The sequence below is a fragment of the Alteromonas stellipolaris genome (assembly GCF_001562115.1).
GTDB classification, from domain to species: Bacteria; Pseudomonadota; Gammaproteobacteria; order Enterobacterales; family Alteromonadaceae; genus Alteromonas; species Alteromonas stellipolaris.
In genome coordinates this window covers 2,216,418-2,241,828 of the sequence record NZ_CP013926.1, presented here as the reverse complement: position 1 = coordinate 2,241,828, position 25,411 = coordinate 2,216,418, and the positions used below count along the sequence as shown (strand labels likewise).

21 protein-coding genes and 1 other RNA gene are annotated in these 25,411 nt (G+C 42.3%); 19 read left to right on the top strand and 3 right to left on the bottom strand.

The features are described from left to right. Window positions 1-3: 3 nt before the first annotated feature. The 4 genes from phhA to maiA all read left to right on the top strand — a co-directional run bounded on the left by phhA (window position 4) and on the right by maiA (window position 4,524). Window positions 4-807, top strand: a complete 804-nt coding sequence (gene phhA, locus AVL57_RS09475) for a phenylalanine 4-monooxygenase (RefSeq protein WP_057796296.1) — start codon at window positions 4-6, stop codon at window positions 805-807. A 180-nt stretch (window positions 808-987) separates the two neighbouring features. Further along, a complete protein-coding gene (gene tyrR / locus AVL57_RS09470) occupies window positions 988-2,544 on the top strand; it encodes a transcriptional regulator TyrR (protein WP_057793227.1) in 1,557 nt (518 codons plus the stop codon). Between the two features lie 207 nt (window positions 2,545-2,751). Beyond that, window positions 2,752-3,762 (top strand): fumarylacetoacetate hydrolase family protein, encoded by a 1,011-nt coding sequence (locus tag AVL57_RS09465; protein ID WP_057793225.1) that lies wholly within the window; start codon window positions 2,752-2,754, stop codon window positions 3,760-3,762. A 105-nt stretch (window positions 3,763-3,867) separates the two neighbouring features. Further along, window positions 3,868-4,524 carry a maleylacetoacetate isomerase gene (gene maiA, locus AVL57_RS09460; RefSeq protein WP_057793223.1) on the top strand — a complete coding sequence of 219 codons (657 nt, stop codon included), beginning with the start codon at window positions 3,868-3,870 and terminating at the stop codon, window positions 4,522-4,524. A gap of 55 nt (window positions 4,525-4,579) precedes the next feature. Here maiA and AVL57_RS09455 read toward each other — a convergent pair whose 3' ends face one another. Further along, window positions 4,580-5,047 carry an Lrp/AsnC family transcriptional regulator gene (locus AVL57_RS09455; protein WP_013785046.1) on the bottom strand — a complete coding sequence of 156 codons (468 nt, stop codon included), beginning with the start codon at window positions 5,045-5,047 and terminating at the stop codon, window positions 4,580-4,582. A gap of 194 nt (window positions 5,048-5,241) precedes the next feature. Here AVL57_RS09455 and AVL57_RS09450 point away from each other — a divergent pair, with 194 nt between their 5' ends. Next, a complete protein-coding gene (locus AVL57_RS09450; protein WP_057796294.1) occupies window positions 5,242-6,300 on the top strand; it encodes a Glu/Leu/Phe/Val dehydrogenase dimerization domain-containing protein in 1,059 nt (352 codons plus the stop codon). Between the two features lie 85 nt (window positions 6,301-6,385). Next, an RNA gene (gene ffs, locus AVL57_RS09445) (signal recognition particle sRNA small type) lies at window positions 6,386-6,482 on the top strand. A 71-nt stretch (window positions 6,483-6,553) separates the two neighbouring features. Here the strand turns inward: ffs and AVL57_RS09440 are convergent. Continuing rightward, the gene (locus AVL57_RS09440; RefSeq protein ID WP_057793221.1) at window positions 6,554-6,841 is read right to left on the bottom strand and encodes a late competence development ComFB family protein; all 288 of its coding nucleotides are present in this window, start codon (window positions 6,839-6,841) and stop codon (window positions 6,554-6,556) included. 158 nt (window positions 6,842-6,999) lie between these two features. On the opposite strand from AVL57_RS09440, the gene AVL57_RS09435 reads away from it, so the two are divergent. The 8 genes from AVL57_RS09435 (at window position 7,000) to AVL57_RS09400 (ending at window position 20,412) form a co-directional block, all read left to right on the top strand. Beyond that, complete coding sequence (locus AVL57_RS09435; protein WP_057793219.1) at window positions 7,000-8,088, top strand: tryptophan 2,3-dioxygenase family protein; 1,089 nt, start codon at window positions 7,000-7,002, stop codon at window positions 8,086-8,088. A gap of 327 nt (window positions 8,089-8,415) precedes the next feature. Further along, window positions 8,416-11,388, top strand: a complete 2,973-nt coding sequence (locus AVL57_RS09430) for a TonB-dependent receptor (RefSeq protein WP_057793217.1) — start codon at window positions 8,416-8,418, stop codon at window positions 11,386-11,388. Between the two features lie 92 nt (window positions 11,389-11,480). Then, window positions 11,481-12,899 carry a tetratricopeptide repeat-containing sulfotransferase family protein gene (locus AVL57_RS09425; RefSeq protein ID WP_158443232.1) on the top strand — a complete coding sequence of 473 codons (1,419 nt, stop codon included), beginning with the start codon at window positions 11,481-11,483 and terminating at the stop codon, window positions 12,897-12,899. Window positions 12,900-13,199: 300 nt separating this feature from the next. Continuing rightward, the gene (locus tag AVL57_RS09420) at window positions 13,200-16,037 is read left to right on the top strand and encodes a TonB-dependent receptor domain-containing protein (RefSeq protein ID WP_057793213.1); all 2,838 of its coding nucleotides are present in this window, start codon (window positions 13,200-13,202) and stop codon (window positions 16,035-16,037) included. A gap of 63 nt (window positions 16,038-16,100) precedes the next feature. Next, window positions 16,101-17,237 (top strand): 2OG-Fe(II) oxygenase, encoded by a 1,137-nt coding sequence (locus AVL57_RS09415; RefSeq protein ID WP_057793211.1) that lies wholly within the window; start codon window positions 16,101-16,103, stop codon window positions 17,235-17,237. Between the two features lie 60 nt (window positions 17,238-17,297). Further along, on the top strand, window positions 17,298-17,579 hold the full coding sequence (locus AVL57_RS09410; RefSeq protein WP_057793209.1) for a hypothetical protein: 282 nt from the start codon (window positions 17,298-17,300) through the stop codon (window positions 17,577-17,579). 53 nt (window positions 17,580-17,632) lie between these two features. After that, a complete protein-coding gene (locus tag AVL57_RS09405; RefSeq protein WP_057793207.1) occupies window positions 17,633-18,607 on the top strand; it encodes an aspartyl/asparaginyl beta-hydroxylase domain-containing protein in 975 nt (324 codons plus the stop codon). A 2-nt stretch (window positions 18,608-18,609) separates the two neighbouring features. Beyond that, window positions 18,610-20,412, top strand: coding sequence for a tetratricopeptide repeat protein (locus tag AVL57_RS09400; protein WP_057793205.1), 1,803 nt, complete (start codon window positions 18,610-18,612; stop codon window positions 20,410-20,412). Window positions 20,413-20,513: 101 nt separating this feature from the next. On the opposite strand, the gene AVL57_RS09395 is transcribed toward AVL57_RS09400, so the two are convergent. After that, window positions 20,514-21,074, bottom strand: a complete 561-nt coding sequence (locus AVL57_RS09395; protein WP_057793203.1) for a 2OG-Fe(II) oxygenase — start codon at window positions 21,072-21,074, stop codon at window positions 20,514-20,516. A 660-nt stretch (window positions 21,075-21,734) separates the two neighbouring features. On the opposite strand from AVL57_RS09395, the gene AVL57_RS09390 reads away from it, so the two are divergent. The 5 genes from AVL57_RS09390 to AVL57_RS09370 are packed head-to-tail and all read left to right on the top strand — an operon-like array spanning window position 21,735 to window position 25,410. After that, window positions 21,735-22,496, top strand: a complete 762-nt coding sequence (locus tag AVL57_RS09390; RefSeq protein ID WP_057793201.1) for a DUF3450 domain-containing protein — start codon at window positions 21,735-21,737, stop codon at window positions 22,494-22,496. Between the two features lie 6 nt (window positions 22,497-22,502). After that, a complete protein-coding gene (locus AVL57_RS09385) occupies window positions 22,503-23,861 on the top strand; it encodes a MotA/TolQ/ExbB proton channel family protein (protein ID WP_057793199.1) in 1,359 nt (452 codons plus the stop codon). Window position 23,862: 1 nt separating this feature from the next. Continuing rightward, window positions 23,863-24,387 carry a MotA/TolQ/ExbB proton channel family protein gene (locus tag AVL57_RS09380; RefSeq protein ID WP_057793197.1) on the top strand — a complete coding sequence of 175 codons (525 nt, stop codon included), beginning with the start codon at window positions 23,863-23,865 and terminating at the stop codon, window positions 24,385-24,387. An 11-nt stretch (window positions 24,388-24,398) separates the two neighbouring features. Then, window positions 24,399-24,797 carry an ExbD/TolR family protein gene (locus tag AVL57_RS09375; RefSeq protein ID WP_013785032.1) on the top strand — a complete coding sequence of 133 codons (399 nt, stop codon included), beginning with the start codon at window positions 24,399-24,401 and terminating at the stop codon, window positions 24,795-24,797. Window position 24,798: 1 nt separating this feature from the next. Further along, window positions 24,799-25,410: an energy transducer TonB gene (locus tag AVL57_RS09370; RefSeq protein WP_013785031.1), complete on the top strand. Its 612-nt coding sequence runs from the start codon at window positions 24,799-24,801 to the stop codon at window positions 25,408-25,410. The last annotated feature ends 1 nt before the right edge of the window (window position 25,411 follow it).

Genomic DNA, 25,411 nt, shown 5'->3' with positions numbered 1-25,411 from the left:
GTTATGGCAAAATCTAGCGTTTACCAATCAAAAGCCTCGGACAGTAAAGGCGTGATAAACTGGTCAGAAGAAGAAAATCAAATTTGGGCAGCGTTATACGCGAGGCAACTTCCGTTATTGAAAACCCGGGCCTGCGCACAATATATGGATGGGTTGTCGTTACTGGCACTGCCTGATGATCGCATTCCTCAGCTACCAGATATCGATAAAGTATTGTTAGCGCAAACCGGCTGGAAAACCGCCGAGGTTCCCGCACTCATCAACTTTGGTGAATTTTTTAGATTACTAGCCAACAAGCAATTCCCTGTTGCAACCTTCATTCGCTCGAAAGATGAATTTGATTATCTTCAAGAGCCGGATATTTTTCATGAGGTTTTCGGTCATTGTCCTTTGCTTACGAACCCAGCCTTTGCGCACTTCACTCATACCTACGGAAAACTCGGTTTAGCGGCGAGCAAAGAAGACCGAATCTATCTAGCACGACTTTATTGGTTCACGGTTGAGTTTGGGCTAGTTCGAAGTCAAGCGAATCCAGAAAAGCTGGAAATTTATGGCGGTGGTATATTGTCTTCCCCGGGTGAAACGCTTTATGCATTAGACAGCCACGAGGCAATTAGAAAACCGCTTACAGCGACAGATGCGCTACGAACTCCATACAGAATTGATATCATGCAGCCCTTGTATTATGTACTTCCAGACTTCGATTATCTGTTCGAGTTGGCTGATATGGATATCATGAGCCTAGTGAATAAAGCGAAAGGGCTCGGGCTATATCCGGCCTTATTCGACGCCAAAAAGCAGGCTTAAGTTAACATTTTGTTACAGCGCTGCATGGTCGGGGGAAACGTATTCACACCTTGCGCTGCGTGGAACCGCTTTAAAAACCAGTCTTTCAAGGTGATAATTTGGCAAAATTAACTTGTTATCTTTTTGTAAAAGTGTGATATTGTGTACATATAAGTTTACAAGAGATGTGAAGTCACACCCATGCGATTAGAAATCAGTTGTCAGGACAGATTGGGGATTACTCAAGATGTGTTGGATATCCTCGTTACCCATGAAATCGATCTAAGAGGTATTGAGATTGATGAGACAGGTAAGATTTTTCTTAATTTTCCCAATATTGAATTTGCAGACTTCCAGCATTTAATGCCGAAAATTCGTCGCATCGACGGCATTTCTGACGTAAAAACTACGCATTTTATGCCAAGTGAAAGAGAGAAAACCCAGCTTTCTGCCATACTGCGCACGCTTCCTGATCCGGTGTTTTCCATTGATGCACGTGGACAAATCTTATTGTGCAACGAAGCAGTAACCTCTGGGTTAGAACAAAGTGCCCACGACGTTGAAGGCGTAGAAATAGGGGAAGTAGTTAAAGGCTTTAACTTCACTCGCTGGATGGATGGCAAGCTGCCTCGAGCTCAGTCTTCTAAAGTAAAGTTTATCCAACAAGATTATGTAGCTGACATGTTACCCATCACAGTACCTGACGGTGACAACAACATTATTATGGCCGGCGCGGTGGTCATTTTAAAATCTGAAATGCGCTTAGGCCAACAGTTTAGTGTGTTTCATCAATCGCCCACTGACAGTTTTGATAGATTCGTAGTGGAATCTCAGGCCATGAAACGCGTAGTGAGTGAAGCAAAACGTATTGCTGATCTTGATGCTCCGGTTCTTATTTTCGGTGAAACAGGCACGGGTAAAGAAATGATTGCCCGCGCTTGTCATCAATCTAGTCGCCGCAGTGAGGGGGCTTTTTTAGCGCTAAATTGTGCATCACTACCTGACAGCGTGGCGGAAACCGAATTATTTGGGTACGCACAAGGTGCTTTCAATCAACCTAATGCTAAAGAAGGGCTGCTAGAACAAGCGAGAGGCGGCACGCTGCTACTTGATGAAATTGCAGACATGAGTTCTCAGCTACAAGCTAAACTGCTACGGGTATTGGAAGATGGTGAGTTTAGACGAGTAGGCGATGCGGAACCTGTTACGGTAGATGTTCGATTTATTTGCACTACTTGTCGCGACCTAGGGCAACTAGTAGAAGAAGGGCGTTTTCGTAAAGAATTATACTACCGCTTAAATGTATTGAGCTTGGTAATGCCATCGTTAAAAGAACGCCGTCACGATATTGTTCCTCTAGCAGAATCCTTTATTGCCCAGCATAGTACAAAGCTTGGCCGTAGACCGGCTAAATTGAGTAAGTCCTGCGTTGATTTCTTGCAGCAATACCCATGGCCTGGCAATGTCCGTCAGCTTCAAAATGCACTGTTCAGAGCTTTGTCTTTGCTAGATGGCAAGGAAATAACCAAGGAAGATATTCAGCTTCCGAGTTGTGCCCCTAGTGTGACCTTTATCGATGAAAACTTCGAAGGTACGTTAGACGATGAAGTGAAAAAATTTGAAAAAGACTTACTGAAGCGGCTTTATCCTTTCTACCCCAGTACGCGTCAATTAGCGAGAAAGCTGGGATTAAGTCATACCGCGATTGCGAATAAATTACGTGAGTACGGTATAAATAAAGCATCAATAAAAATGTAGGTTTCACTGTTTCGTTAAATTTACGTTGCCTTGCTTAACCAATGAGGGCGGTACTTCAATAGGAAGTGCCGCCTTTTTTTGTACAACCAAGCTTACAGTGAAAATTATTGTCGTGTGCTCCCGACTTTTCATCTTGATGCGGGTGATGCATAAAGAATAATAAATGTTACATACGCAAAAGCGCTGATCACAGTAAGGATCCAATTTATGAAACTAGCTACTTATAAGAACGATAGCCGAGACGGCCGTTTAATGTTGGTATCTAAAGATTTAACGCGTACCTGTTCAGTAGAAGATATTGCTCACACTATGCAACAAGCACTGGATAGCTGGCAGGTTACTGCTCCGCAGTTGCAGATGCGCTACGAACAGCTCAACAAGGGTGTAGTAGAGAGTATCGAGTTTGATGCAACCCGCTGCGAATCGCCTTTGCCGCGAGCTTACCAGTGGGCTGATGGCAGTGCGTATGTGAACCACGTTGAGCTAGTAAGAAAAGCGCGAGGTGCTGAAATTCCTGAAAGTTTCTGGAATGACCCACTCATGTATCAAGGGGGATCTGACGACTTTATAGGCCCCCGAGACGACATTATTTTGCCTAGCGATGAGTGGGGTATTGATTTTGAAGGTGAGGTCGCGGTTGTCACCGACGATGTTCCTATGGCTTGTACTGATGCACAAGCGGCAGAGCGAATTAGATTAGTGATGCTTGTAAATGATGTATCGCTAAGAGGATTAATTCCAGGCGAGTTGGCGAAAGGGTTTGGGTTCTTCCAGTCGAAACCGGCCTCTAGCTTTTCGCCGGTGGCGGTAACGCCTGATGAACTCGGTGATGCGTGGGACCAAGAAAAAGTGCATTTACCCCTTCGTTCCACCTACAACGGTGAGTTGTTTGGTAAACCACAAGCAGGCGAAGACATGACATTTAGCTTTGCAAAGCTGGTGTCACATGCTGCTAAGAGCCGTAATTTAGGCGCTGGCACCATTATTGGTTCCGGTACCGTATCGAATAAACAAGGTACCGACCATGGCTCAGCCATCGCTGAAGGTGGTCTTGGCTACTCGTGTATTGCTGAAGTGCGCATGATTGAAACCATCAGAGACGGTAAGCCTTCTACACCTTTTATGCAATTTGGCGATCGAATTAGAATAGAAATGTTTGATAGTAACGGACAAAGTATTTTCGGTGCCATTGACCAGCAGGTTAAGCCCTTAAGCTGAACCCATGAAAGCTAAGCTAATGAGTAGGGGCATGCACTTGCCCTTTACAAATTACGCTATGATTATAATAAGTATCACAACACACACGTTAGGCGGCGGTTAGTTATGAGTTTAACTTTATATGGTTATTGGCGCTCAACGGCGTCTTACAGAGTAAGAATTGCACTTAATTTAAAAGGTGTAGAGTACCAATATGTGCCAGTGCACCTAGTTAATGAAGGTGGCCAGCAGCACAGTGCACCCTATAAGCAGCTAAACCCCGCTCAGCTAGTGCCCACTTTGGTTGACGACGATGAAGATATTATTCTTAATCAATCTTTAGCCATTATCGAATACTTAGATGAACGTTTTCCCTCTCCATATCAGTTAATACCATCACACAAGACAGAGCGGGCAAGAGTAAGGGCGCTGGCTCAAGATATTGCCTGTGACACCCAACCTTTAAGTAACTTACGGGTACTCAATCAACTTAAAAGTGAATATAGTGCCGAACAAGATAGTGTGAATAGATGGGCAGCACATTGGATAACGCTGAGTTTCGATGCTATTGAAAAGCGATTACAAACCCAAGCAGGTAAGTATTGCTTTGACTTTGATGTGACCATGGCTGATTTGTGTTTGGTTCCACAAGTGTATAACGCGCATCGCTTTGATGTGGATATGACACGATATCCACTTATTCAAAAAATAACAGATAACTGCAATGCACTACCGGCTTTTGAAAAAGCCCTGCCTGAGAACCAAATTGATAGCGTGCTTTAATAAAGCGAGAAAGAAGGGCAGTTGATAATCAGCAGGGCGTAGGTTTCAATGAAACCTACTGTCGTTTGATTGGCAGTTCTGTGGTGTTCTTCACTTGTTTTAACGCGAAGGTGGAGCTGACATGATCTACCAAAGGAAGATGAGTCAGTTTCGTTTTTAGTAAAAACTCATATTCTTCAATACTTTCCACAATCACTTTAAGCAAATAGTCTTTCTCACCGCTGGTGGTGTGGCACTCTACAATTTCATCAATGCTTTGTACTGCATTTTCAAAATCGGTAAGGGAGTCACCATCATGATTTTTAAGGGTGACATAAATAAAAACCGACACCCCAAGGTTCAACTTTTTACTGTTTAATAAGGTAACTTTACCGATGATAATGCCATCGGCTTCCATCCGTTTTACCCGTCTCCAACATGGGGTATGGGAAAGCCCCACCTTCTGACTTAACTCAGCCATAGAGACAGTGGCATCTTGTTGAAGTACTCGCAAAATCTCACGATCGAATTTATCTAATTTCATTGAACGCAGCTTCCGTCGTTTTTATGATGTTTATTATATAGAAAAATAAATTCTAGGATAGATATCCTAGAAAAATAGTATTCATACTTTGTGTATTTCACTTTACGAGAGTCGGTCAATAACTTAGCAAGGCGTGTCCTCTGATGGTTGGGCTAAACTTGGGCAAAATCCATCACATTATTAATAGGGAAAGTATGTCGGTTTTCGATCACATAGAGTTTGATAATCACGAGCATGTCGCTTTTTATCACGATAAAGAAGCAGGCTTAAGTGCCATTATTGCCATTCACAATACAAACCTAGGCCCTGCATTGGGTGGTTGTAGAATGTGGCCCTATGTAAGTAGTGCAGAAGCATTAACCGACGTACTCCGCCTTTCTAAGGGAATGACTTACAAAGCCGCCATGGCCAATATTGCATTAGGTGGTGGTAAGTCGGTGATTATTGGCGATCCTCGCAAACAAAAAACGCCGGCAATGATGGAAGCTATGGGGAGATTTGTCGATTCATTAGGCGGCAAATATTTTACCGCAGAAGACTCGGGCATTTCAGTTACCGATTTACAAACCATGGCGACTCAGTCTGACTACATTGCTGGGGTAAATGCGCAATATCACTACGCTGACGAGCAGCCAGACGGTAATCCAGCACCATCTACCGCTTATGGTGTGTTTGTTGGCTTAAAGGCCAGCGTAGAGCACGGGTTGAATCGCAGCTTAGAGGGCGTAAGCGTAGCAATTCAAGGTATGGGGCATGTCGGTTATCGACTAGCGTCACACCTTCACGCAGCGGGTGCAAAACTTTATGTGGCAGATATTTTCCCCGAAGGTGTAGAAAAGGCGGTAGCGGAACTTGGTGCTACAGCAGTAGCGCCTGAAGAAATTCTAGGTCTAGACGTTGATGTGCTAGCACCTTGTGCGTTAGGCGCGGCCATTAATGACCAAACATTACCTATGATTAAAGCTAAGGTCATTGCTGGTGCGGCAAACAATCAACTCGCACGTGAAGAAATTGGCGATATGTTAGTTGAGCGTGGCATTTTGTATGCACCTGACTATGTGATTAACGCAGGCGGTATTATCGATATCTTTCATCAGCGTATGGAACAAAGCTCTAACGCGGCGATGCGCAAGCATATCGAAGCTATTGGCACTACGCTAAAAGAGATTTATACCCGTGCTGATGCTGAAAAATCAGCCACAAATCGTGTGGCAAACATCATTGCAGAAGAGAGATTTTCGTTAAAGGGTTGAAACTTATCGGGCAAGTAGTCATAATGCGCCCCGCGCTTAAGACTGCTGACGCCTGTTAGTATTTTATTCGCTTTCTATGGTGGGCTTTTGGTCCTCCCGCAATGATACTCTGTGAACTCGGTCAGGCCTGGAAGGGAGCAGCCGCAGCAGACGACTCATGTGCCGGGATGTGGCTGGGAGCCCGCCACCCAATTTACTCCCCCATATTTTACTTTCACATCTGTGTTTTTAACTTATAAAACTGTGTTTGGCATTACTCTGCTTTCTCGCTTACCGATGTTTTATCTGTGTCGTTTAAATACTTCATCGCATTATCGATAGCGTAAGTAACATTCATTTCCATTTGGTTTCGTTCACTTTGGGGAAGGTAAAAAGCCATATCGACTTCGTAGCGAATGTAGCGTGGAGGGACTTGGTTAAGTGCCAAGCAGCATAAGTCAGCTAAATAATCAGGACTCTTAGTATTGTCGAGTCCAAGCTCTGTTACACGTTGCAGTACAAGATGTTCGTAATAATTATGAATGTCATCATCAAGCTTCATATTTGTGCCCTAATTTAAATTTTAACGCGATGTTATTTTTTATGGGTGTGTATATTTTTAATAACGCCCCTAGATAATTTATAGCCTGTATTTTGTCGATGTCGAGTTAGCGGTGTTAGAATTTCCTTCTGTGCATAACGACGATAAGAACAATCGGCATGAAAAAAAATATAGAACCCTGCTATTACGGTGATTACCTAGCATTAGATAAAATACTTGGCGCACAAAAGCTTCAAAGTACTAAGTACGGCGAACCTGCCCATGAAGAAATGCTATTTATCGTAGTGCACCAAGTGTATGAACTATGGTTTAAGCAACTCTTGCACGAACTCAATGCGGTTATCGATACATTTAACCAAGCTGCAGTAAAAGATCAGCAACTCACTTCGGTGGTACATAGGCTGCATCGCGTTATTCAAATTCAAAAGCTGATGAACGACCAAATTGGCATCATGGAAACCATGACCCCTCAACAGTTTCTTTCCTTTAGAGACTATTTGGTTCCCGCTTCAGGCTTTCAAAGTATTCAATTCAAGCAGCTTGAAATTTCGTTGGGCCTTAAAAGGGAATATCGTATCGATTTCGATAAACAAAGCTTTTATAACCGTTTAAGTGATGATGATCGCAGTCTACTGGAAGCCTTAGAAGAAAAGCCAAGCTTGTTCGAGTTAGTGGATAAGTGGTTGGCACGTATGCCATTACTTAAAACCGAGGATTTCCACTTTTGGGATTACTACCGAAAAGCAACAGATGAAATGCTAAACGATGACAAAGAAACCATAGAAAGAAATGCGTTTCTGTCTGAGGTAGAGCGTCGACAGGAGCTTAAAGACTGGCAATCGACCAGAGAAAACTTTGATGGGCTATTTAACCATGAAACGTATGAAGATCTTCTTAATCAGGGGAAATTCCGCTTGTCTCATGAAGCATTGTTGTCGGCTTTATTTATAAAGCAGTATTCAGAAGAGCCTGTTTTTAATCTGCCGTTCCAACTTATTACTGCGCTAACAGAAATAGATGAGCAATTAACGTTGTGGCGTTATCGCCATGCCATGATGGTGCAACGAATGCTGGGTACTAAAATAGGAACTGGAGGGTCATCTGGCCATCATTATTTGAAGAAAACCACTGAATCAAACAGGATATTTTTAGACTTTTTCAACATGGCTACGTTCCTTTTACCAAAAAGTTCACTTCCAGAATTGCCTGAATCGGTAAAACGCAGGTTAGGGTTTTATTTACAATAGACGAAAAATGCGACATTTCTGCATTTGCGACGAATGTAATTCGTCGCAAATGAGGAACTTCTTAAATATCCTGCAAAGCCAATTAACACAATAGCTCACGTGTAATTTCCCTACTTCACTGCACTGTCGCTCGTCGACAAAAATCCACTTCACACTTGATTTACCCCCTCTGAATATGTCAATTATACTTTCGGATATTTATTAAAATCCGTATAAAAAACAATCGTTTAGAATAGTTTAATGGTTAGTTTAATAAAATTTAAAAGTCTGCTCTCATCAATAATTTACGGTTACCGATGAAGGGCGAATATAAAGCCGGGGAAATACATGATAAATAATAAAACGCTCACAGCATTAGCTGTAGCAGCGTCTTTAGGTGTTGCTGCACCTTCATTCGCACAAGAGTCAAAAGGTACTATTGTTGGTACCTCTGTTTCTGCAAGTACTAACCAATTACTTGGTGATGTTGAAGTCACAATTATCAACCTTGAAACAGGTCTAACACGTAGTGTTGTGACAGATTCAGATGGACGATTCACTTTTCCATTGTTACCACCAGGCCAATACAGCCTTTCAGCTCAAAAAGCTGGGTTTACAGTTGCTCAGGAAAAGCAATTTACAGTGCGTCCATCAGGAAGAACTAACTTAGATGTGGCATTAGAATCTGGGGATATTGAGCGAATTTCAGTAAGCGGAACGTCAATTTCGAATATTGATGTTACTTCAAGCGAATCACAGCTTTATGTAGACCAAGATTTCATTGCAAAAGTTCCTGTGCCACGTGATATCGCTTCTGTCGCGCTTTTAGCGCCAGGTACGGTATCTGGTGACTCCGACTTCGGGAACTATGCTTCCTTTGGTGGTTCATCTGTAGGTGAAAACGTTTATTACGTAAATGGTATTAACGTAACTAACTTCAGAAACGGTCTTGGTGGTTCTGAACTTCCATTTGAAATGTATGAATCGTTTGAAGTGAAGACAGGTGGCTACTCTGCTGAATATGGCCGTTCTACGGGCGGTGTTATTAACGCAAGAACGAAGAGTGGTAGCAACGAATTTAAGTGGGGCGCGAGCGCTTACTACGAGCCAGCTGCGTTAAGAGCACATAGCCCTGACGTCTTTTATAGAACCCAGGCTGATGCTGACGAAGCAGGAACAGCTTATTATGAAGTATTCAAAGAAGATGAGCGCAGTGAAACAAATGTAAACTTGTGGGCTAGCGGCGCACTTGTTGAAGATAAGCTTTTCTTTTTCGGTTTAATTAACCAAAAACTTCGTCAAAGAGATTATGGTGATACTGCAGTAATTTATGATCGCGAAGGTAACGATACATTACTAAGTGCAAAGCTCGACTGGTACATTACGCCAGAGCACATCCTAGAAATTACAGCATGGGACAATACCGAAGAGCTTGAATCTGAAAAGTTCTTATACAGCCCTGATTCAGATGAAGTAGGAAACTCTTTAGGTAATTATACCTTAGAGCGAGGTGGTAAAACTTGGGGTATTCAGTACACAGGTATTATTACCGATGATATTACTATTAGCACCCAATACTCAATTAACGAAACAAGCTACAGTAATTTAAATGATGGAAGTAATCCGCTTGGTGATGCTCCTGTTATTTTCGACAGATTTACAAATGTCGAATACGGCGCATACGGTTTAGCTACACCTTCTATTCAAGAAGATAAGCGTACAGCTATTCGTTTTGATGTTGAATGGTATGTCAATGCTGACCACGTGTTGAAATTTGGTGTGGATAACGAAGATCTAGAAGCGTCTGAAAATACTCAAAGAGCCGGTGGTGTAGCCTATCGCTATGAAAACTGTGGTGCTAATCTTGATGAAGCAGGAAACGAAGATTGCTTAGTTCGTCAAGAGTACTACATAAACCAAGGCGATTTTGAAACGAAAAGCTTCGCGTACTATATCGAAGATACTTGGACCGTAACTGATAATATTACAGCACGTATCGGCTTGCGTAATGAGAGCTTTGAAAACTACAACAAAGCAGGTGATAAATTTGTTGACGTTACTGACCAGTGGGCTCCTCGTCTAGGGCTTAGTTGGGACGTTAAAGGTGATGGCGAAAGCAAAATTTTTGCTAACTATGGTCGTTACTACCTTCCAGTTGCGACAAATACAAACATCCGTTTAGCGGGTGATGAACTTTATACTCGACAGTACTATGAAGTAGAGTCAATTAACGCTGATTTCACACCAGTACTAGGTGATGAGGTTGGTGGCATGACGGTATACTCTGATGGCACACTCAAGAGCACAACAGAAACGGTTAATGCCGATTTAGACCCAATGTATCAAGATGAATTCATACTTGGTTACGAGCAAGTACTTAATGAATCATGGAGCTTTGGTGTTAAAGCCACTTACCGTGACCTTGGTAGTTCACTAGAAGACATTGCAATTGATGCAGGCTTTAACGAGTTTATTGAGCAAGAGTTTGGTTCCTCTTGTACTATGTGTGACTCTGGCTTCCACTACTACGTGCTAACCAACCCGGGCAACGATGTAACAATCACTACTGATCCAGATGGTGACGGCCCAGTTCCTTTTGGAACATATACTATTCCTGCAGATATGCTAGGTTATCCTGAAGCGGAGCGCCAATATGCTTCTGTTGATTTCACTGTCGACCGTGCATGGGATGACGTGTGGATGATGAGCTTTACCTATACGTGGAGCCATAGTTGGGGCAACAATGAAGGTTTCGTTCGTTCAGACAATGATCAGGACGATTCTGGATTAACGACTAACTTTGACCAACCAGGGTTAACGAACGGAGCTTCTGGTAATCTTCCTAATGATCGTCGCCACTCATTTAAATTAAATGGTGCGTATCAATTAACAGAAAATTTCTCGTTAGGCGCTAATTTCCGTTGGACATCGGGCCGCCCACTAAGCTCATTTGGTTACCACCCAACTGATGTATTTGCGTCTCTATATGATGCAGAATCATTCGTTTATGAAGGTGAGATTGCTCCTCGTGGCTCTCAAGGTAGAACACCAAATGTTTGGAACCTTGATTTAAGCGCTAAATATTTGATAGAACTTGAAGAAGCTGATATTGCTCTTCGTGCTGATATCTTCAATGTGTTCAATAATGATGAAGCAACACAATTGAATGAAGTTAATGAACGACTATCAGGATATGAGGACGGAGAACAATTTGCTCCATTTGGCTATATTGCTCGCGGTGAATCTAACCCTAGTTATGGCCTACCAACTTCTTTCCAAACGCCACGTTACGTGCGTTTCAGTGTTGAAGTTACATTTTAATAATTGAGTAATGAAAAAGCCCAGCTCATGCTGGGCTTTTATTTAGGCATATGAAACTAGAACTACAGAAATTAGTGCACGCAACGCGAGCAATGGACCAAACATTGGTTGTTTCTTTAATTACCGGTTTTTTGAATACTGAGTTAGAACTCAAAGAAAACTGGTTAGGAGTAGCGCGTTTGGCGATGACAGTTGGATGCTATGATTTAGCTGTTAAGTGTTTACATATGCTAGATCAATCAAAGTGTGAAGATACGACAATAGCAAAGCAACTTGGCATGCTAGCCGATTGTGGTAAAGATGATGATGCATACCAGAGCGCAAAACAGTGGGCGAACAAGGCTCCGACATCAGTTGCAGCACTTCATATCACAGGTGTATTTGCTTATCAAAAAGGCGAACTTGAAGAAGCAGAAACATTGCTTAAAAAGGTGGTTGAAAAGGCACCTTTAGCGGGCGAAGCGTGGCACATGCTATCAACTCTGCAAAATGTGATCGCTCAACCTGATTTTCAAAATTTTATTAGTGCGCAAACGGTAAAATTTAATCAGTTGCCTAACAATGTATCTAAAGCTTGCTTTCTAAACGCTATGGGAAATGTAAATTGGTTAAATGGTGATGAGAAAAGCGCGTTCGTTTTTTATGAGAAATCAGCAAATGCTATGAGGCAAATCACAAACTCAAATGCCCCCACAACGACTTTCAACATAGATGCGAACTACACAAAAATTACCAAGGTATTAAAAGATACTGAAAGCGATACTGAGCAGAGTAGCTTTACATCGAATGCATTAACATCGAATGCTTTCACGCCAGTATTTATAATGGGACTACCCCGTTCTGGTACCACCTTGTTGAACAATATTTTGTGCTCAGATAAAGGTGTTAGCTCAGTTGGTGAAACGGATGCATTTACTATTGCCTGTGACACAGTACTTAAAAAGAAAAATTCAGCTTACGATTTAGACACCATACTCAATTGTCAAAAAGTTGAACTAAAAGCAATTGCAAAAGAGTACGAGCGGATTGCGAGAGAGTTAGGGTGTACAGAAAACGTATGCGTCAATAAAAGTTTAAACAACAGTCATATTGTTTTGATGATACAGCGAGTCTTTCCTAACGCTAAATTTATCGCGACTAGGCGAAACGAGCTTGAGAATGCATGGTCAATCTACAAAACCTTTTTTAGCAGCAATTTGCATTGGTCTTTTGACGTTCCCTCAGTTAAGCGAGCGATTCAAATGGACAATAAAGCAATAGAGAAACTACAAACGATTATCAAAATAGAGCTGGTTGAACTCGAAGCGTTGAAGGCAGAACCTGAATTAGTGCTCCACAGAGTATTTAATTCAATTGGTCTAAATTACGAAAACAATCACACATATTTCCATAAAACGCCGACAGTTGTAAAAACTGCAAGTATGTCTCAAATTAGGCAGCCGCTTAACAAGATAAATACTCATACCTTTACTATTCCAGAACCATTTCAAGAACTTTATAGGAATCTGTAAAAAGTCTTTTAATCAAATTTGTGTATCTTATCGTGTAAATATGACGTTTCGTCAGTGTTGCTTGAAAAATGCACAGCGAAATGTAGTTCTTATGTAAATTGTAAGTAAACATTTACAGAAAAAGGAAAAATAAACGAAAAAAATTGAACTTTTAATTATTCCACTCCCGATCTCAGTTGACCGTTTACGCTTGTTGTGTTTATTATCTTAGTGAGGCTTTGACCTTACTAATAATAATTCGTTATAAACGATTTTAGAAATACACACTAAACAAGCTTTAGTGGTCCAGGGAGACAACACATGTTTACAAATTCTAAGCTGGCTAAGTCAGTTAGGTTGGCCTGCGCGTTCGGCGCGGTGTCGACGATAGGTTTTTCTGGTGCAGTTGCTGCACAAGAAGCCGAAGAAGCAGCCGATTCTGTTGAAAAAATCGAAGTAACTGGTTCTCGTATCCGTCGTACAGACATCGAAGGTGCTAACCCAGTAACGGTTATGACTCGTGTAGATATCGAAAAATTCGGTATCACTTCAATCGGTGACGTACTTCAAGCTATCCCATCTGCTGGTTCAGCAATCAACACCAATAACAACAACGGTGGTAATGGTACAACTACTATTAACATTCGTGGTATCGGTTCTAACCGTACTCTTGTTCTTGTAAACGGTAAACGTTGGGCTCCAGGCCTTACCGGTTCTGTTGACCTTAACAACATTCCTTCTTCTATCATCGAGCGTATCGAAGTACTTAAAGACGGTGCATCAGCGGTATATGGTTCAGATGCTGTTGCAGGTGTTGTGAACATTATCACTCGTCAAGATTTTGAAGGCGTTCACGCTTCTGGCTACCTTGGTCAATACGATGAAGGCGACGGTAACAAAGAATCGTGGGATATCGGTTTCGGTGTTGCTAATGACAGAGGTAACGTATACTTCAACGTAAGTTACGTAGAAGAAGAGCCAACATTCGCAGGAGATCGTGAGATTTCTGCAGTACCAGTATTTGGTGCTCCTACTGGCTACGGCGGTTCATCAGGTACTCCTAATGGTCGTTTTTGGTATTTCGATGATGAAGCTACTTCATTCAACGTTCAAAACGATGGTCAAGGCGGATTGATTCCTTGGACTGGTAGCAGTGCATTTAACTTTGCACCTCTTAACTACCTTTCTACTCCTCAAGAGCGTATTAACCTTTACTCACAAGGTCGTTACGAATTAACAGATAACGTTTCTGTTAACGTAACTGGTTTCTACGGCAACAGACGTTCTTCACAGCTTCTTGCTCCAACACCTTTATTTATCGGTAACGCTGCAGGTACATCTGGTGTAACAATTGCTGCAAATAACCCTTATAACCCAACAGGTCTTGATTTAACCGACACTGCTGGTTTCGGTGAAGCGAACAGCTTGTTCTTCGCTGGCCGTCGTATGATGGAAGCGGGTTACCGTGAATTTGCTCAAAACGTTGATCAGTTCCAATTCAATGGTGGCTTTGACGGTGTTATTGAACTGGGCGACCAAGAGTACTACTGGGATGCAACTTACACGTATGCAGACATTACTCAGAATACGCTAACTGACGGTCTTCTTAACATGGACCGCGTAGCACTAGCCTTGGGTGACGTTGATACCTGTGCTGCTACTGATGGTTGTGTGCCATTAAACTTCTTCGGTGGTGCGACTGCTATCGGCGAAGGTACAATCACGCAAGAAATGCTTGATTACATTCAGTTTACTGCACAAGATGCAGCTAACTCTACGTTAGAAAGTTACTCAGCAAATATCTCAGGTGAAGTTTTTGAACTACCTGCTGGTTATCTTGCATTTGCTGCTGGTTACGAAAAACGCTGGCAGTCAGGTTACGACCAACCTGATGCATTAATTGCAGCTGGTATTACTTCTGGTAACTCTCGTCAACCTACTTCTGGTTCATTCAGTGTTGAAGAAGTTTACTTAGAAGTTGCTATCCCTCTTATCTCAGATGTTGAGTTTATTGAGCAATTAGATTTAGAACTTGCTACTCGTTACTCTGACTACAGCAACTTCGGCGACACTACAAACTCAAAAGTTGGTTTGAAATGGCGCATCAATGAAGACGTATTAGTTCGTGGTACATGGTCTGAAGCATTCCGTGCACCTTCGCTATCTGAATTGTTCCTAGGTAACAGCGACAGTTTCGCAACGCTAATCGATCCATGTAATGGCGGTGAAGCTGCAAATGCCAACAGCCCTGGCTGTGCTGGTATTCCTGCTGCTTACGAGCAACCTAACCCTCAGATCAGAACTACGGTTGGTGGTAATGCAGATTTAGCACCTGAAGAAGCAGAAAGCTTTACATATGGTTTCGTATACTCACCAGCTCAAGTTGAAGGTCTGTCAATCACATTTGACGTATTCGACATTGAAGTGGACAACGCAGTATCAACCGTTGGTGCTCAACGTATCCTAGATGCTTGTGCAACTACTGGTACTACTTTCTGTTCTCTAATCGAACGTAATAGCGGCGGTGTTGTAACTGAGTTGTTCAACGGCCTTGTTAACCTTGGTGGTCAAACGACATCTGGTTTCGATTATAACGTAGCGTATAACTTCGACACTGAATACGGTGACTTCCGAGTAAACTGGGACGGTACTTATGTAGACGAGCGTACTAGTATCTTTGTTGACCCTGTAACAGGTGAGTCAATCTCAGAGAACGATGCTGGTAAAGCATTTGACCGTGACGTTATTCCTCGTATCCGTACTAACCTATCTGTTACTTGGGCATACGAAGATTGGACTGCTAACTACCTAGTTCGCTTCATTGGCGGAACTACCGAAGCATGTTCATTCGATGACGATACAGATGATGCAGGTAACTACCTAGAAGATACATTGTGTAGTGATCCAGGCGTAAGCGTGTTTGCTGAAGATGGAAGTCTTGAGTCTAAAGACAGCTTCAACGAACTTGATGCGATGGCTTACCATGACGCTTCAGTAGGTTACTCAGTAACAGAGAACCTTCGTTTGACATTTGGTGTTAACAACTTGTGGGATGCAGATCCTGAAATTTCTTACACTACATTTGCAAACAGCTTCGATCCTTCAATGTATGAAATTCCTGGACGTTTCTTCTACGGTCGTATTAACGTAGACTTCTAAGCACAGGCATTTAATTGCATTTTACAAAGGCCTCTTATGAGGCCTTTTTTATGAGGGTAAATTGTGAATTCAGTACAGCAGTTGCTTGACCAGGCTCAGTATCATCAACAGCAAGGCGCCATTGATAAGTCTATGGCATTGCTTGGTGAAGCCGGTAAACTAGGCAACATTTATGCTGCCTTAGATTTTGCCTATTATAAGGTGCGTAGTGACGCAAAATTTGCACTTATTTATCTTCAGTCTATCCCAAATGCTCAGCATCCCACGGTGCGATATCACACGGCGCTAATCACTCGATTCTATGTTGAAGAAAACTTTAGTCGCAGCGTCATAAGTGAACTTGTAGCTTTAGCGCAGAGTGGACATGCAGAATCTTTGCTAGTGCTATCTTGTTGGTGCTCTGAAGAGGAAAAAGTATATCTTCAAATTGTCAGTGTTATGGCGAAGTTGTCTCCGAATATTTACCGGCAACTTGTTAACGATGACAGAGTGTTGGTAAGTACGTCTCTTGAGCCTTTGGATGAAAGTAGTATTGAACGTGCTATTCGAGCTCGAGAAGCAAAATTACGCTCACTTGAACATGAAATGCTTAACGAAGATATATCATTAGTTCGTGTTAAAAATGCATTGTCAGCATTTGAGTGTCGTTATTTACAGCAACGTTTTATACCACTGTTAACCCGCTCCATGGTAGCTAACCCTGCAGATGGAAGTCCTTTGGTAGATTCTATCCGCACAAGTGACGTTGGCGTTATTTTGTCTGAAATGGCAGATTGGATTGTGAGAGATATAGATACACGAATGGCAAATATCTCAAAAACTAAAACATCCCATGGTGAGCCTTTGAATTTATTGCGCTACCAAAAAGGCCAAGAATACAAAGCGCATTATGATGCTTTTTCTCATAAACAGTGCCAACAAACTGAGCTAATTGAGGAAGGGGGGCAACGGGCTCACACCGTCCTTGCGTATTTGAATTCTATGAGTAGTGACGGCGAAACACATTTCCCGAAAATAGACGTTAAAATAAAGCCTGAACAGGGAACCATTGTTTCTTTTAAAAATATTGATGAAAATAATGAGATACTAAAATTGAGTCTGCACCTTGGCGCGCCAGTGGCTAACGGTGAGAAATGGACGCTTACAAAATGGATAAGAATTCACCAGACACAGTATGGTATTTTAACCCACGGAAATTAAACCTACGGTACTTTAACCTACGGAACTTTAACCCAATAAACTTTGAATAAGGATTTATAAATGTTTAAAACGATTTTAGTCAGTCTTGCTATTTCTGCCACTTTGGTGGGTTGCGGCTCTACAAGTAATAAAACTGCAGCAGTAGCTACCAATAAAACTGAAGAGATAGCTAGCAATCAAGAGCGTGATGATCAAATTTGTAAAATGGAAAAGCGAATTGGTTCTAACATGATGCGTCGTGTTTGTTATACAGTAGAAGAAAGAGAACGTATGGAAGAAGCGTCTCGAGAAGGTTGGATACGTATGCAACGTGGTACCGAAACATCAGGTTCAGACAATTAGAATAATAAACGGAGCTGACGTTTTTACGCAGCTCCTTTTACCTCAGGTTTTCAATGACACCTTTATATAAATCGACCCTCGATGAAATTGAGAAAATGTTATCGAAAGGACATTTTGACCAAGCACTTTCCTTATATGTTACGTTAAATAGTCAAAATTCAGATTATCTTGACCCCAAATCAGGAGAAATGACGCGGCCACGTTTTTCTCATATTAAAAATGCAGCTAACTTAGCTCGAAGAGATGGCTATACTCGGCTTCAATTCATGGAGTCAGTGTCACCGAGATTGAAAAAATCCCTCGCGCTCTTTTTTGGCCTCGAATTCCACCCTTTTCAAAATAAACTTCAGCAACCGAGTTTCTTTTACATTCCTGATTTACCGAGTAAACCCTTTTACGATGCAAGTGAAATTGATGGGTTAACCGATTGGATAGATAAACTTCAAGGTCATGAAGATGAACTACTCAACATCGGGAAACGTGCAGAAGTTAAATATGTCGGTGAGTTTGATAATGTACCAGCCACTGAGACATGGAATAAACTACGTGATGAATGGCTATCTACTCATCTGTTAAAGGAAGGTAAACGCTGCAAAGCAATGCAGGATTTATCTGTGCCGTTAAGTAGTGTGCTTGATAACGCACCTTTAGCCTTTTGTCCTCCGCATGCCCCAGAGATGTTTCTTTCGGTGCTTAAAGCTGGTGCTTACATACCGCCGCATTACGGGATTTCAAATTGTAAGCTGACTGTCCACATTCCCTTGCAGGTTAGTGAAAAAGCAAGCTTAACGGTCGGGGGGGAAACTTTTCATTGGTGTGAGTCTAATAAACATTTGGTTTTTGACGATAGCTTCGTACATTCCGCGTCTAATTTATCGGACAAAGAGCGGGCAGTATTAATACTTGATGTTTGGAATCCGTCATTGTCTCTCAATGAAAGGCAAGCAATAACCCAGTTTATGTCCATATTATCTAAATGGAACGAAGGGGCTGGTAAGCTTATGAATTTAGATCGTGGCTTAGGGTAGTTATGGCGGTTGATAAAATGGTTTTATTACGGCAAGTTGTTAATGCTTTTCAACAAGGAAAGTTCAACTACGTTATACAATTTATAGAAGCCAACAATACCATCTTAAAGCTTGATCCTGTTGCTATTCAGGTATATTCAAGCGCCCTTCGGAAGGTGGGAAATGGAACGCGCGCAGAATCAGTAGTCATAAAAGGGCTAAAAACATTCAAAGGAAGCCCTCAATTACTCAACAGCTTGGGTACCACACAGCTGGAACTGGGGAAGGCAAAAAATGCGGTGCAATCATTTAAAAAAGCTCTGTCAGCAAACCCTCTTGATATAGAAGTTAAATATAATCTTGCCAGAGCGTATAAAGAAGTTGGCTTATTTAATGAAGCTGAAAGCATCTTTGTCGATGTGATTCGTAAAAAGCCGACGTATAGCCAGGCAAGCATTCATCTTGCAGATATACACACTAACTTGGGCGCTTTAGAAAAAGCACAAAAGTGTTTAACGTCTGTATTAGAACGAGACCCAGCAAACGTTGTTGCATTAAATAATTTAGGTAACGTGCTAAGACGGGATAATAACTTTAAAGCGTCAGCTGAGCGTTTTGAAGCCGCAATAAAGCTACAACCGACTAACAGTACTTTACGACGAAATTTAGCTGCAACTTTGGTGTTACTAAATCGCCGCGAAGAAGCCAAACAGTGTTTTATCGACGCAGTATCATTAACCCCCTTAGATTGGACAGCACAAGAAGAGCTCGCTGCTTTTTTATGGGAAGAAGGTGTTGAATCTCCTTTTGAGTATATCGAGCCTCATATCAATCATGAAGATGCTAATGCGGCATTTGTCTTAGCCTACATAAAGCTATTAGTTCGGGCAGACCAATTTCAAAAAGCGCTTGATGTACTTAATAGTCAAGAACACCTATTACGTTCTAATCTCGATTTGTATATATATAAAGCACGCGTACATCGAGAGTTAGGGGACTATGACGCATCGCTAGACTATGTTGAGAAAGGCGAAAAGCTAAAAATAAACAATACCATAGGACTTGAGAGTGAGGCGGGATATACCTTACTAAGTTTAGGTAGAGCAAAAGAAGCCCTCACAAAATTTTCAAAATTAGTGAAACAAGAGCCGCGTAATCAGGGGTGGTGGACCATGCTTTCTACCTGCTATTGCCTGTTAAATGAAGAAAATAAATATCATTGGCTGTGTAACTATCAGCAATTATTGGCCGTAATGCCAGTGCTTCCGAGCAAAGAGAAGAGACAGAACTTAAATGATGAATTACGTGACGTGCTAGAAGCTTTGCACCAAAATGAACGCCATCCAATCGGGCAATCATTAAGAAATGGTACTCAGACCTATGAAAATCTCTTTGATGGAAAGAACGAAGTAATAAACACGCTGTCGAGTCTCATTTTAGAAAGAGCTCAAGAGTTCATAGAGTTGCAAAGCAAAGATAGAAAACATCCTTTCTTATCTCGTTTAAGTAAGGATCTAACATTTAAGGGTTCTTGGTCTGTAAAGTTACGTACCGATGGATATCATCGTTCCCATTATCATCCTGAGGGGTGGTTGAGTGGCGTGTATTATGTAGATGTTCCTAACGCGGTTCACAACAATGGCGAAGGTTGGCTAACTTTCGGTAGAGCTGACATAGCAAATCAAAATTTTGAAGGAGACTTTGCAGTGAAGCCGAAGTCGGGTAATCTTGTCTTGTTTCCTTCATACATGTGGCATGGAACCAATGCATTTACGAGCAGTACCGCTAGACTCACGGTTGCATTTGATATCATCCCAAGTCATTAGCTTGGGATGTTTGATTAAACAGAGCGATGCCTATGCTACTTTGGGTAAACGCCTTTAACGTTCAGGTGCCTGTCTTCACAGTGAATAAATAGCACTAATGATTAGCTGGCCAATTCAAGTTTAAACGCCAATGTATACCTTGGTGTGTAACAGATACGGTTAGGCGGTCTGCCTACATGTTTAATGGCACCATGGAAGATACTGACTCGACCGGGTTTTGGTGTACACGCGAATAAGCAATCATCATGTTCATTGAAAAACATGGTTTCTCCACCCCATTCTATATCCCACGTAGGCGAAATATAAACGAGTACAGTTAATTCGTCAGCGCCAGGCATGCAATCAGTGTGAGTAAAAAGCATGTCACCGAAAGAAGCGTGATTTACGTAGCCTCTATACGCTTTATATGTTTTGCCAGTAAGGGCTTGCACCGCACTTATGGCGCGGTTGTAGACGGGTAGGCTTTGTATTTGAGCGCCTGATAGATTAACTGCCCAATGGCGAAACTCTTTCGTATCGGGACGTGCAATTTCATTGCGTTTGAAAGCACTAGCTTCCAAACCATTAAAAATCCCCTGTGCTTCTTGCGAAGAGCATAAGCCGTCAAAAATCCAAAGTGGTTTATTGTCTATTGATACGGAATGTGTAGCTTCATACGTCATAAATTAATCCCGATAATTCATTTTTTTATTTAGTTTATCCTATAGCGTTTAGCAATTATACCTAACACCTATAGACGGCAAAAATCCAATTAAGAAAAAGAGCGCTTACATCTTAAATGTGGCATGGCGATAACATTTAGTGAATTGCTGCACCAAAATGAAACCTTTCATCTGTAGGAATACTGCATGTGCTTTCGTTTTATGGTTTGCCCAGCAAATTATGGCCATGAGAAGTTAACAAAAAGTGATTACTTTGAATCTTAAGTAACGAAGTTGAACCTTGTATCAGACTTTGAATGAAATTGCGGCGTTTCACCTCAAAATTTTGATATAACGCTAAGTAAAAAAAGGGTTTATTTTTGCTCATAGACAAAAAAAACACCCCGTATCTGCCAGTTATTTGTACGTTGGAATGAATTCTGCAGGAGAATTCGAACGTATATTAAACAGATGATGAAAAATCTACTTGGTGTAAACAGGGTGTTACTTGACTCAGTGCTGTAATCCGTGTGAGTATAATACGTTCGTAGTACTGGAAGCTAAGGTCCGTACTACATTCCTAAAACATAATTGTGAAAGTTTAATACGCCCCTTGCCCGAACTGTTTTCCTTTATCGGCGAGGATTCAAATAAGAAATTTGGTTGGGAACTATGTCCAAAATGAGCAAGAGAACTCTTATTGCTTCTACTGTTATCGGTGCTTTCGCACTAACAGGTAGTGCAGTCTCTGCAGATACGCTTGATGACCTTCATAAAGAAGAAGCGAAAATCCACGCGGCTGCAGCGAAATCTCAGGAAAAAATCAACACGTTGTTTGAACAGTCTCAAGAATTACTGGTTGAGTATCGTCAAACAGTAGATGAGACAGAAAACCTCAAAATATACAATGACTACATTGCGAGTCTTGTAGCAGATCAACAACGTGGAATTGACTCTTTGCAACGTCAGATTGACAGCATCGAGCAAACTAAGCAGGGCATCGTTCCTCTTATGTTCCGCATGATCGATAGTCTTGAGAAATTCATCAAACTTGACCGTCCTATTCACTTAGACGAGCGTCTAGAGCGTGTTCAGCGTTTACGTGATGTTATGTCTAACTCTAACGTAACTGTTTCAGAACAGTTCCGCCAAGTAATCGAAGCATACTTGGTTGAAGTTGAGTACGGCACTAAGATCAACTCTTACCAAGGTACTATCGATAGCAACGGCACTGAAGTGACTGTTGACTTCTTTAACCTAGGTCGTACTGCACTAGTTGCATTGTCTCTTGATCAAGAACACGCTTGGGCATGGAACAATGAAAGCCGCGCATGGGAGCAACTTGGCGACGAATATCTGTCTTCAGTTGTTGACGCAGTTAAAATGGCTAATAACGTCATTCCTGCGGACCTGATCAAACTACCAATTAGTGCAGCGGAGTAATTGTTAATGAAACCAGTATTCAAATCTCTTTTAACCGCTGCCACTCTTGCGGTTGTAGCAACCGGAGCTCAGGCTCAGGAAGCAAAGAGCCTTAAGGAACTTTTAGACCAAGTTCAGGATAACCGTGTTTCTGAAACACGTATCAACAAGCAGCGTGAAGCAGAGTTTCAATCTGCTCGTGCAGACAAGCAAGCGCTTCTTCGTAAAGCAGAATCTGAATTGAAAGCTGAACAGGGTCGTGGTGACCGTCTTCAACAACAATTCTCTGACAACGAAGTAACGCTTAACGAAAAAGCCGCTGAGCTTGACCAGGCAACTGGTACACTTGGTGAGATGTTCGGTGTGGTTCGTCAAGCGTCTTCAGAAGCTTATGGCCGTGTTGCTACATCAATCGTTAGTGCTCAATTCCCAGGCCGTGGTGAGTTCCTAGCTGGAATGGCAGAAGACTCTAAAGGTCTTCCTAACATTCAAGAACTAGAAGACCTTTGGTTTGCTCTACAGAAAGAAATGACTGAAGGTGGCGAAACAGTTCGTTTCACTACAGAAGTTGTTAACCTTGACGGCGGTTCTTCACAGCAAGAAGTTGTTCGTATCGGTACTTTCAACCTTGTAGGTGAAGACGGTTACCTAACTTATGATGCTGAAAACGAAATTGTTCAGCCTCTAGGTCGCCAACCAGATAGCCGCTTTGTAGGTTCAGCTGACGATTTAATCGCAGCAACTTCAGGTATGGTTCCTTTCTACGCTGACCCTTCTCAAGGTGCAATCCTTGGTCTGTTAAAGCAAAAAGCGACTATGTCTGAGCGTTATCATGCAGGTGGTGTAGTAGGTTACACAATCACTGTAATGCTAGCGATTGGTCTACTTATCGGTCTTTACAAGCTAATTACGCTTACAGTAGTTGCTGGTAAAATGCGTTCACAGCTTAAAAACCCAGGTAACCCTTCAGATGGCAACCCTTTAGGTCGTATCTTGAAAGTTTACCAAGAGAACAAAGCAGCTGATGCAGAAAACTTAGAACTTAAACTTGATGAAGCTATTTTACGTGAACTTCCACGTATCGAAAGCGGCATTAACGTAATCAAGATCTTCGCAGCAATCGCACCTCTACTAGGTCTACTAGGTACGGTACTAGGTATGATCGCGACGTTCCAAACAATCACATTGTTCGGTACAGGCGACCCTCGTATGATGGCTGGCAGTATCTCTATGGCGCTTGTAACTACGGCTCAAGGTATTATCGCGGCATTGCCACTGATTCTTACTCACAGCATCGTAGCTTCACGTAGCAAATCAATCATCCACATTCTTGATGAGCAAACTGCAGGTATCGTAGCAGCTCATTCAGAGTCGGAGAGAGTGTAGAATGAATTACCTGATTGGATTAATAGAATCGGTCAGGGATTTTATCGCTACCGGTGGTGACGTACTTTATTTCGTTGCTGCCGCGCTCTTTCTCATGTGGGTTTTAATGATTGAGCGTTATTGGTATTTAACCTCGGTCTTTCCAACGGTGAAGAAAAACATCATCAAAAATTGGGATGCCCGAGCAGATACCACATCTTGGTATGCGCATAGAATCCGTGACGCGTGGATTTCTCAAGCGTCAGATGACCTGAACGCAAGAATGCTGATTATTCGCACCATTATTGCAATGTGTCCGTTAATCGGGCTACTGGGAACAGTAACCGGTATGATCGGTGTTTTCGAGACGATGGCGACACAAGGCACCAGCAATGCACGTTTAATGGCTGCTGGTATCTCCATGGCAACAGTTCCGACTATGGCCGGAATGGTAGCCGCGCTTTCTGGACTGTTCATCAGTTCTCGTCTTGAAGCGAAAGTGAAGCTGGCACGCGAAGGGTTAGTTGATAGCCTGCCACATCATTAGAGAGAGATATTATGGCTCGAAAAGTCAGAATCGAGGAAGAAGACGCACAGATTGACATGACACCCATGTTGGATATCGTGTTTATCATGCTGATCTTCTTTATCGTTACCACTGTTTTCGTTAAAGAAGCAGGGATTGAAGTTAATAAGCCCGACGCGAGCCAGGCGGTTCTTCACAAGAACGCAAACATTTTCATAGCTGTAACAGAAGATGGAAGCGTTTGGTTAGATAAACGTGAAGTAGCGCCGGACAGCGTTAGAGCGAATATTGAACGACTGCTTACCGAGCAGCCAACTGACTATGTAATCATTCAGGCTGATGTTAAAGCTAAGCATGGTTTGGTAGTGGAAATTATGGATCAGGTTAAAGCCGCTGGCGTTAACCGTGTCTCGGTAGCGGCAAGGGGTTAAGATGTTACGTATAATTGTATCTATATTCTTAGGTGCTGGTGTTGCATTTGCCCTGTTCGTACTTATGGCTAAGTTGATTGAAAACTCAGCCAGACCGGCGGACGAAGTACCTGAAGCACCGGTAATCGATATTGTGATGCAGGAACCAGACGATCAGACGCAAACGCGTCAACGTGTTCCGCCTCCACCTCCACCTCCGCCTCAGCAGCCTCCTAAAATGGAGCTTGTTGAGCCAGAAGCAGCTGAACCGGATGCAGATGGCTTTAGCCTAGCAATCCCAGCTATTGACACTGGTGGTGTTGGTGTAAACATTGGTGGTGTTGGCGCTATGCAGCGCGATGGCGACGCTACTCCAATCGTTCGTATCGATCCGAAATATCCACCTGATGCAGCCCGTGATGGCCGTGAAGGATGGGTAAGATTGTCTTTCACTATCAATGAAATTGGTGGTGTAGACGACATCGAAGTAATTGAAGCTGAACCTAAGCGTGTATTCGACCGTGAGGCACGACGTGCATTACGTAAGTGGAAATACAAGCCTAAGATTGTTGACGGCAAAGCTGTTAAGCAGACTGGCATGTTCGTACAGCTAGACTTTAAACTGGAGCAATGAT

Coding starts and splice junctions, on each gene's coding strand:
- AVL57_RS09420 (WP_057793213.1), top strand. CDS start 13,200: ATGTTTACAAATTCTAAGCTGGCTAAGTCAGTTAGGTTGGCCTGCGCG.
- AVL57_RS09405 (WP_057793207.1), top strand. CDS start 17,633: ATGACACCTTTATATAAATCGACCCTCGATGAAATTGAGAAAATGTTA.
- AVL57_RS09430 (WP_057793217.1), top strand. CDS start 8,416: ATGATAAATAATAAAACGCTCACAGCATTAGCTGTAGCAGCGTCTTTA.
- AVL57_RS09395 (WP_057793203.1), bottom strand. CDS start 21,074: ATGACGTATGAAGCTACACATTCCGTATCAATAGACAATAAACCACTT.
- AVL57_RS09465 (WP_057793225.1), top strand. CDS start 2,752: ATGAAACTAGCTACTTATAAGAACGATAGCCGAGACGGCCGTTTAATG.
- AVL57_RS09455 (WP_013785046.1), bottom strand. CDS start 5,047: ATGAAATTAGATAAATTCGATCGTGAGATTTTGCGAGTACTTCAACAA.
- tyrR (WP_057793227.1), top strand. CDS start 988: ATGCGATTAGAAATCAGTTGTCAGGACAGATTGGGGATTACTCAAGAT.
- AVL57_RS09435 (WP_057793219.1), top strand. CDS start 7,000: ATGAAAAAAAATATAGAACCCTGCTATTACGGTGATTACCTAGCATTA.
- maiA (WP_057793223.1), top strand. CDS start 3,868: ATGAGTTTAACTTTATATGGTTATTGGCGCTCAACGGCGTCTTACAGA.
- AVL57_RS09380 (WP_057793197.1), top strand. CDS start 23,863: ATGAATTACCTGATTGGATTAATAGAATCGGTCAGGGATTTTATCGCT.
- AVL57_RS09370 (WP_013785031.1), top strand. CDS start 24,799: ATGTTACGTATAATTGTATCTATATTCTTAGGTGCTGGTGTTGCATTT.
- AVL57_RS09425 (WP_158443232.1), top strand. CDS start 11,481: ATGGACCAAACATTGGTTGTTTCTTTAATTACCGGTTTTTTGAATACT.
- AVL57_RS09410 (WP_057793209.1), top strand. CDS start 17,298: ATGTTTAAAACGATTTTAGTCAGTCTTGCTATTTCTGCCACTTTGGTG.
- AVL57_RS09440 (WP_057793221.1), bottom strand. CDS start 6,841: ATGAAGCTTGATGATGACATTCATAATTATTACGAACATCTTGTACTG.
- AVL57_RS09400 (WP_057793205.1), top strand. CDS start 18,610: ATGGCGGTTGATAAAATGGTTTTATTACGGCAAGTTGTTAATGCTTTT.
- AVL57_RS09375 (WP_013785032.1), top strand. CDS start 24,399: ATGGCTCGAAAAGTCAGAATCGAGGAAGAAGACGCACAGATTGACATG.
- AVL57_RS09450 (WP_057796294.1), top strand. CDS start 5,242: ATGTCGGTTTTCGATCACATAGAGTTTGATAATCACGAGCATGTCGCT.
- phhA (WP_057796296.1), top strand. CDS start 4: ATGGCAAAATCTAGCGTTTACCAATCAAAAGCCTCGGACAGTAAAGGC.
- AVL57_RS09385 (WP_057793199.1), top strand. CDS start 22,503: ATGAAACCAGTATTCAAATCTCTTTTAACCGCTGCCACTCTTGCGGTT.
- AVL57_RS09390 (WP_057793201.1), top strand. CDS start 21,735: ATGAGCAAGAGAACTCTTATTGCTTCTACTGTTATCGGTGCTTTCGCA.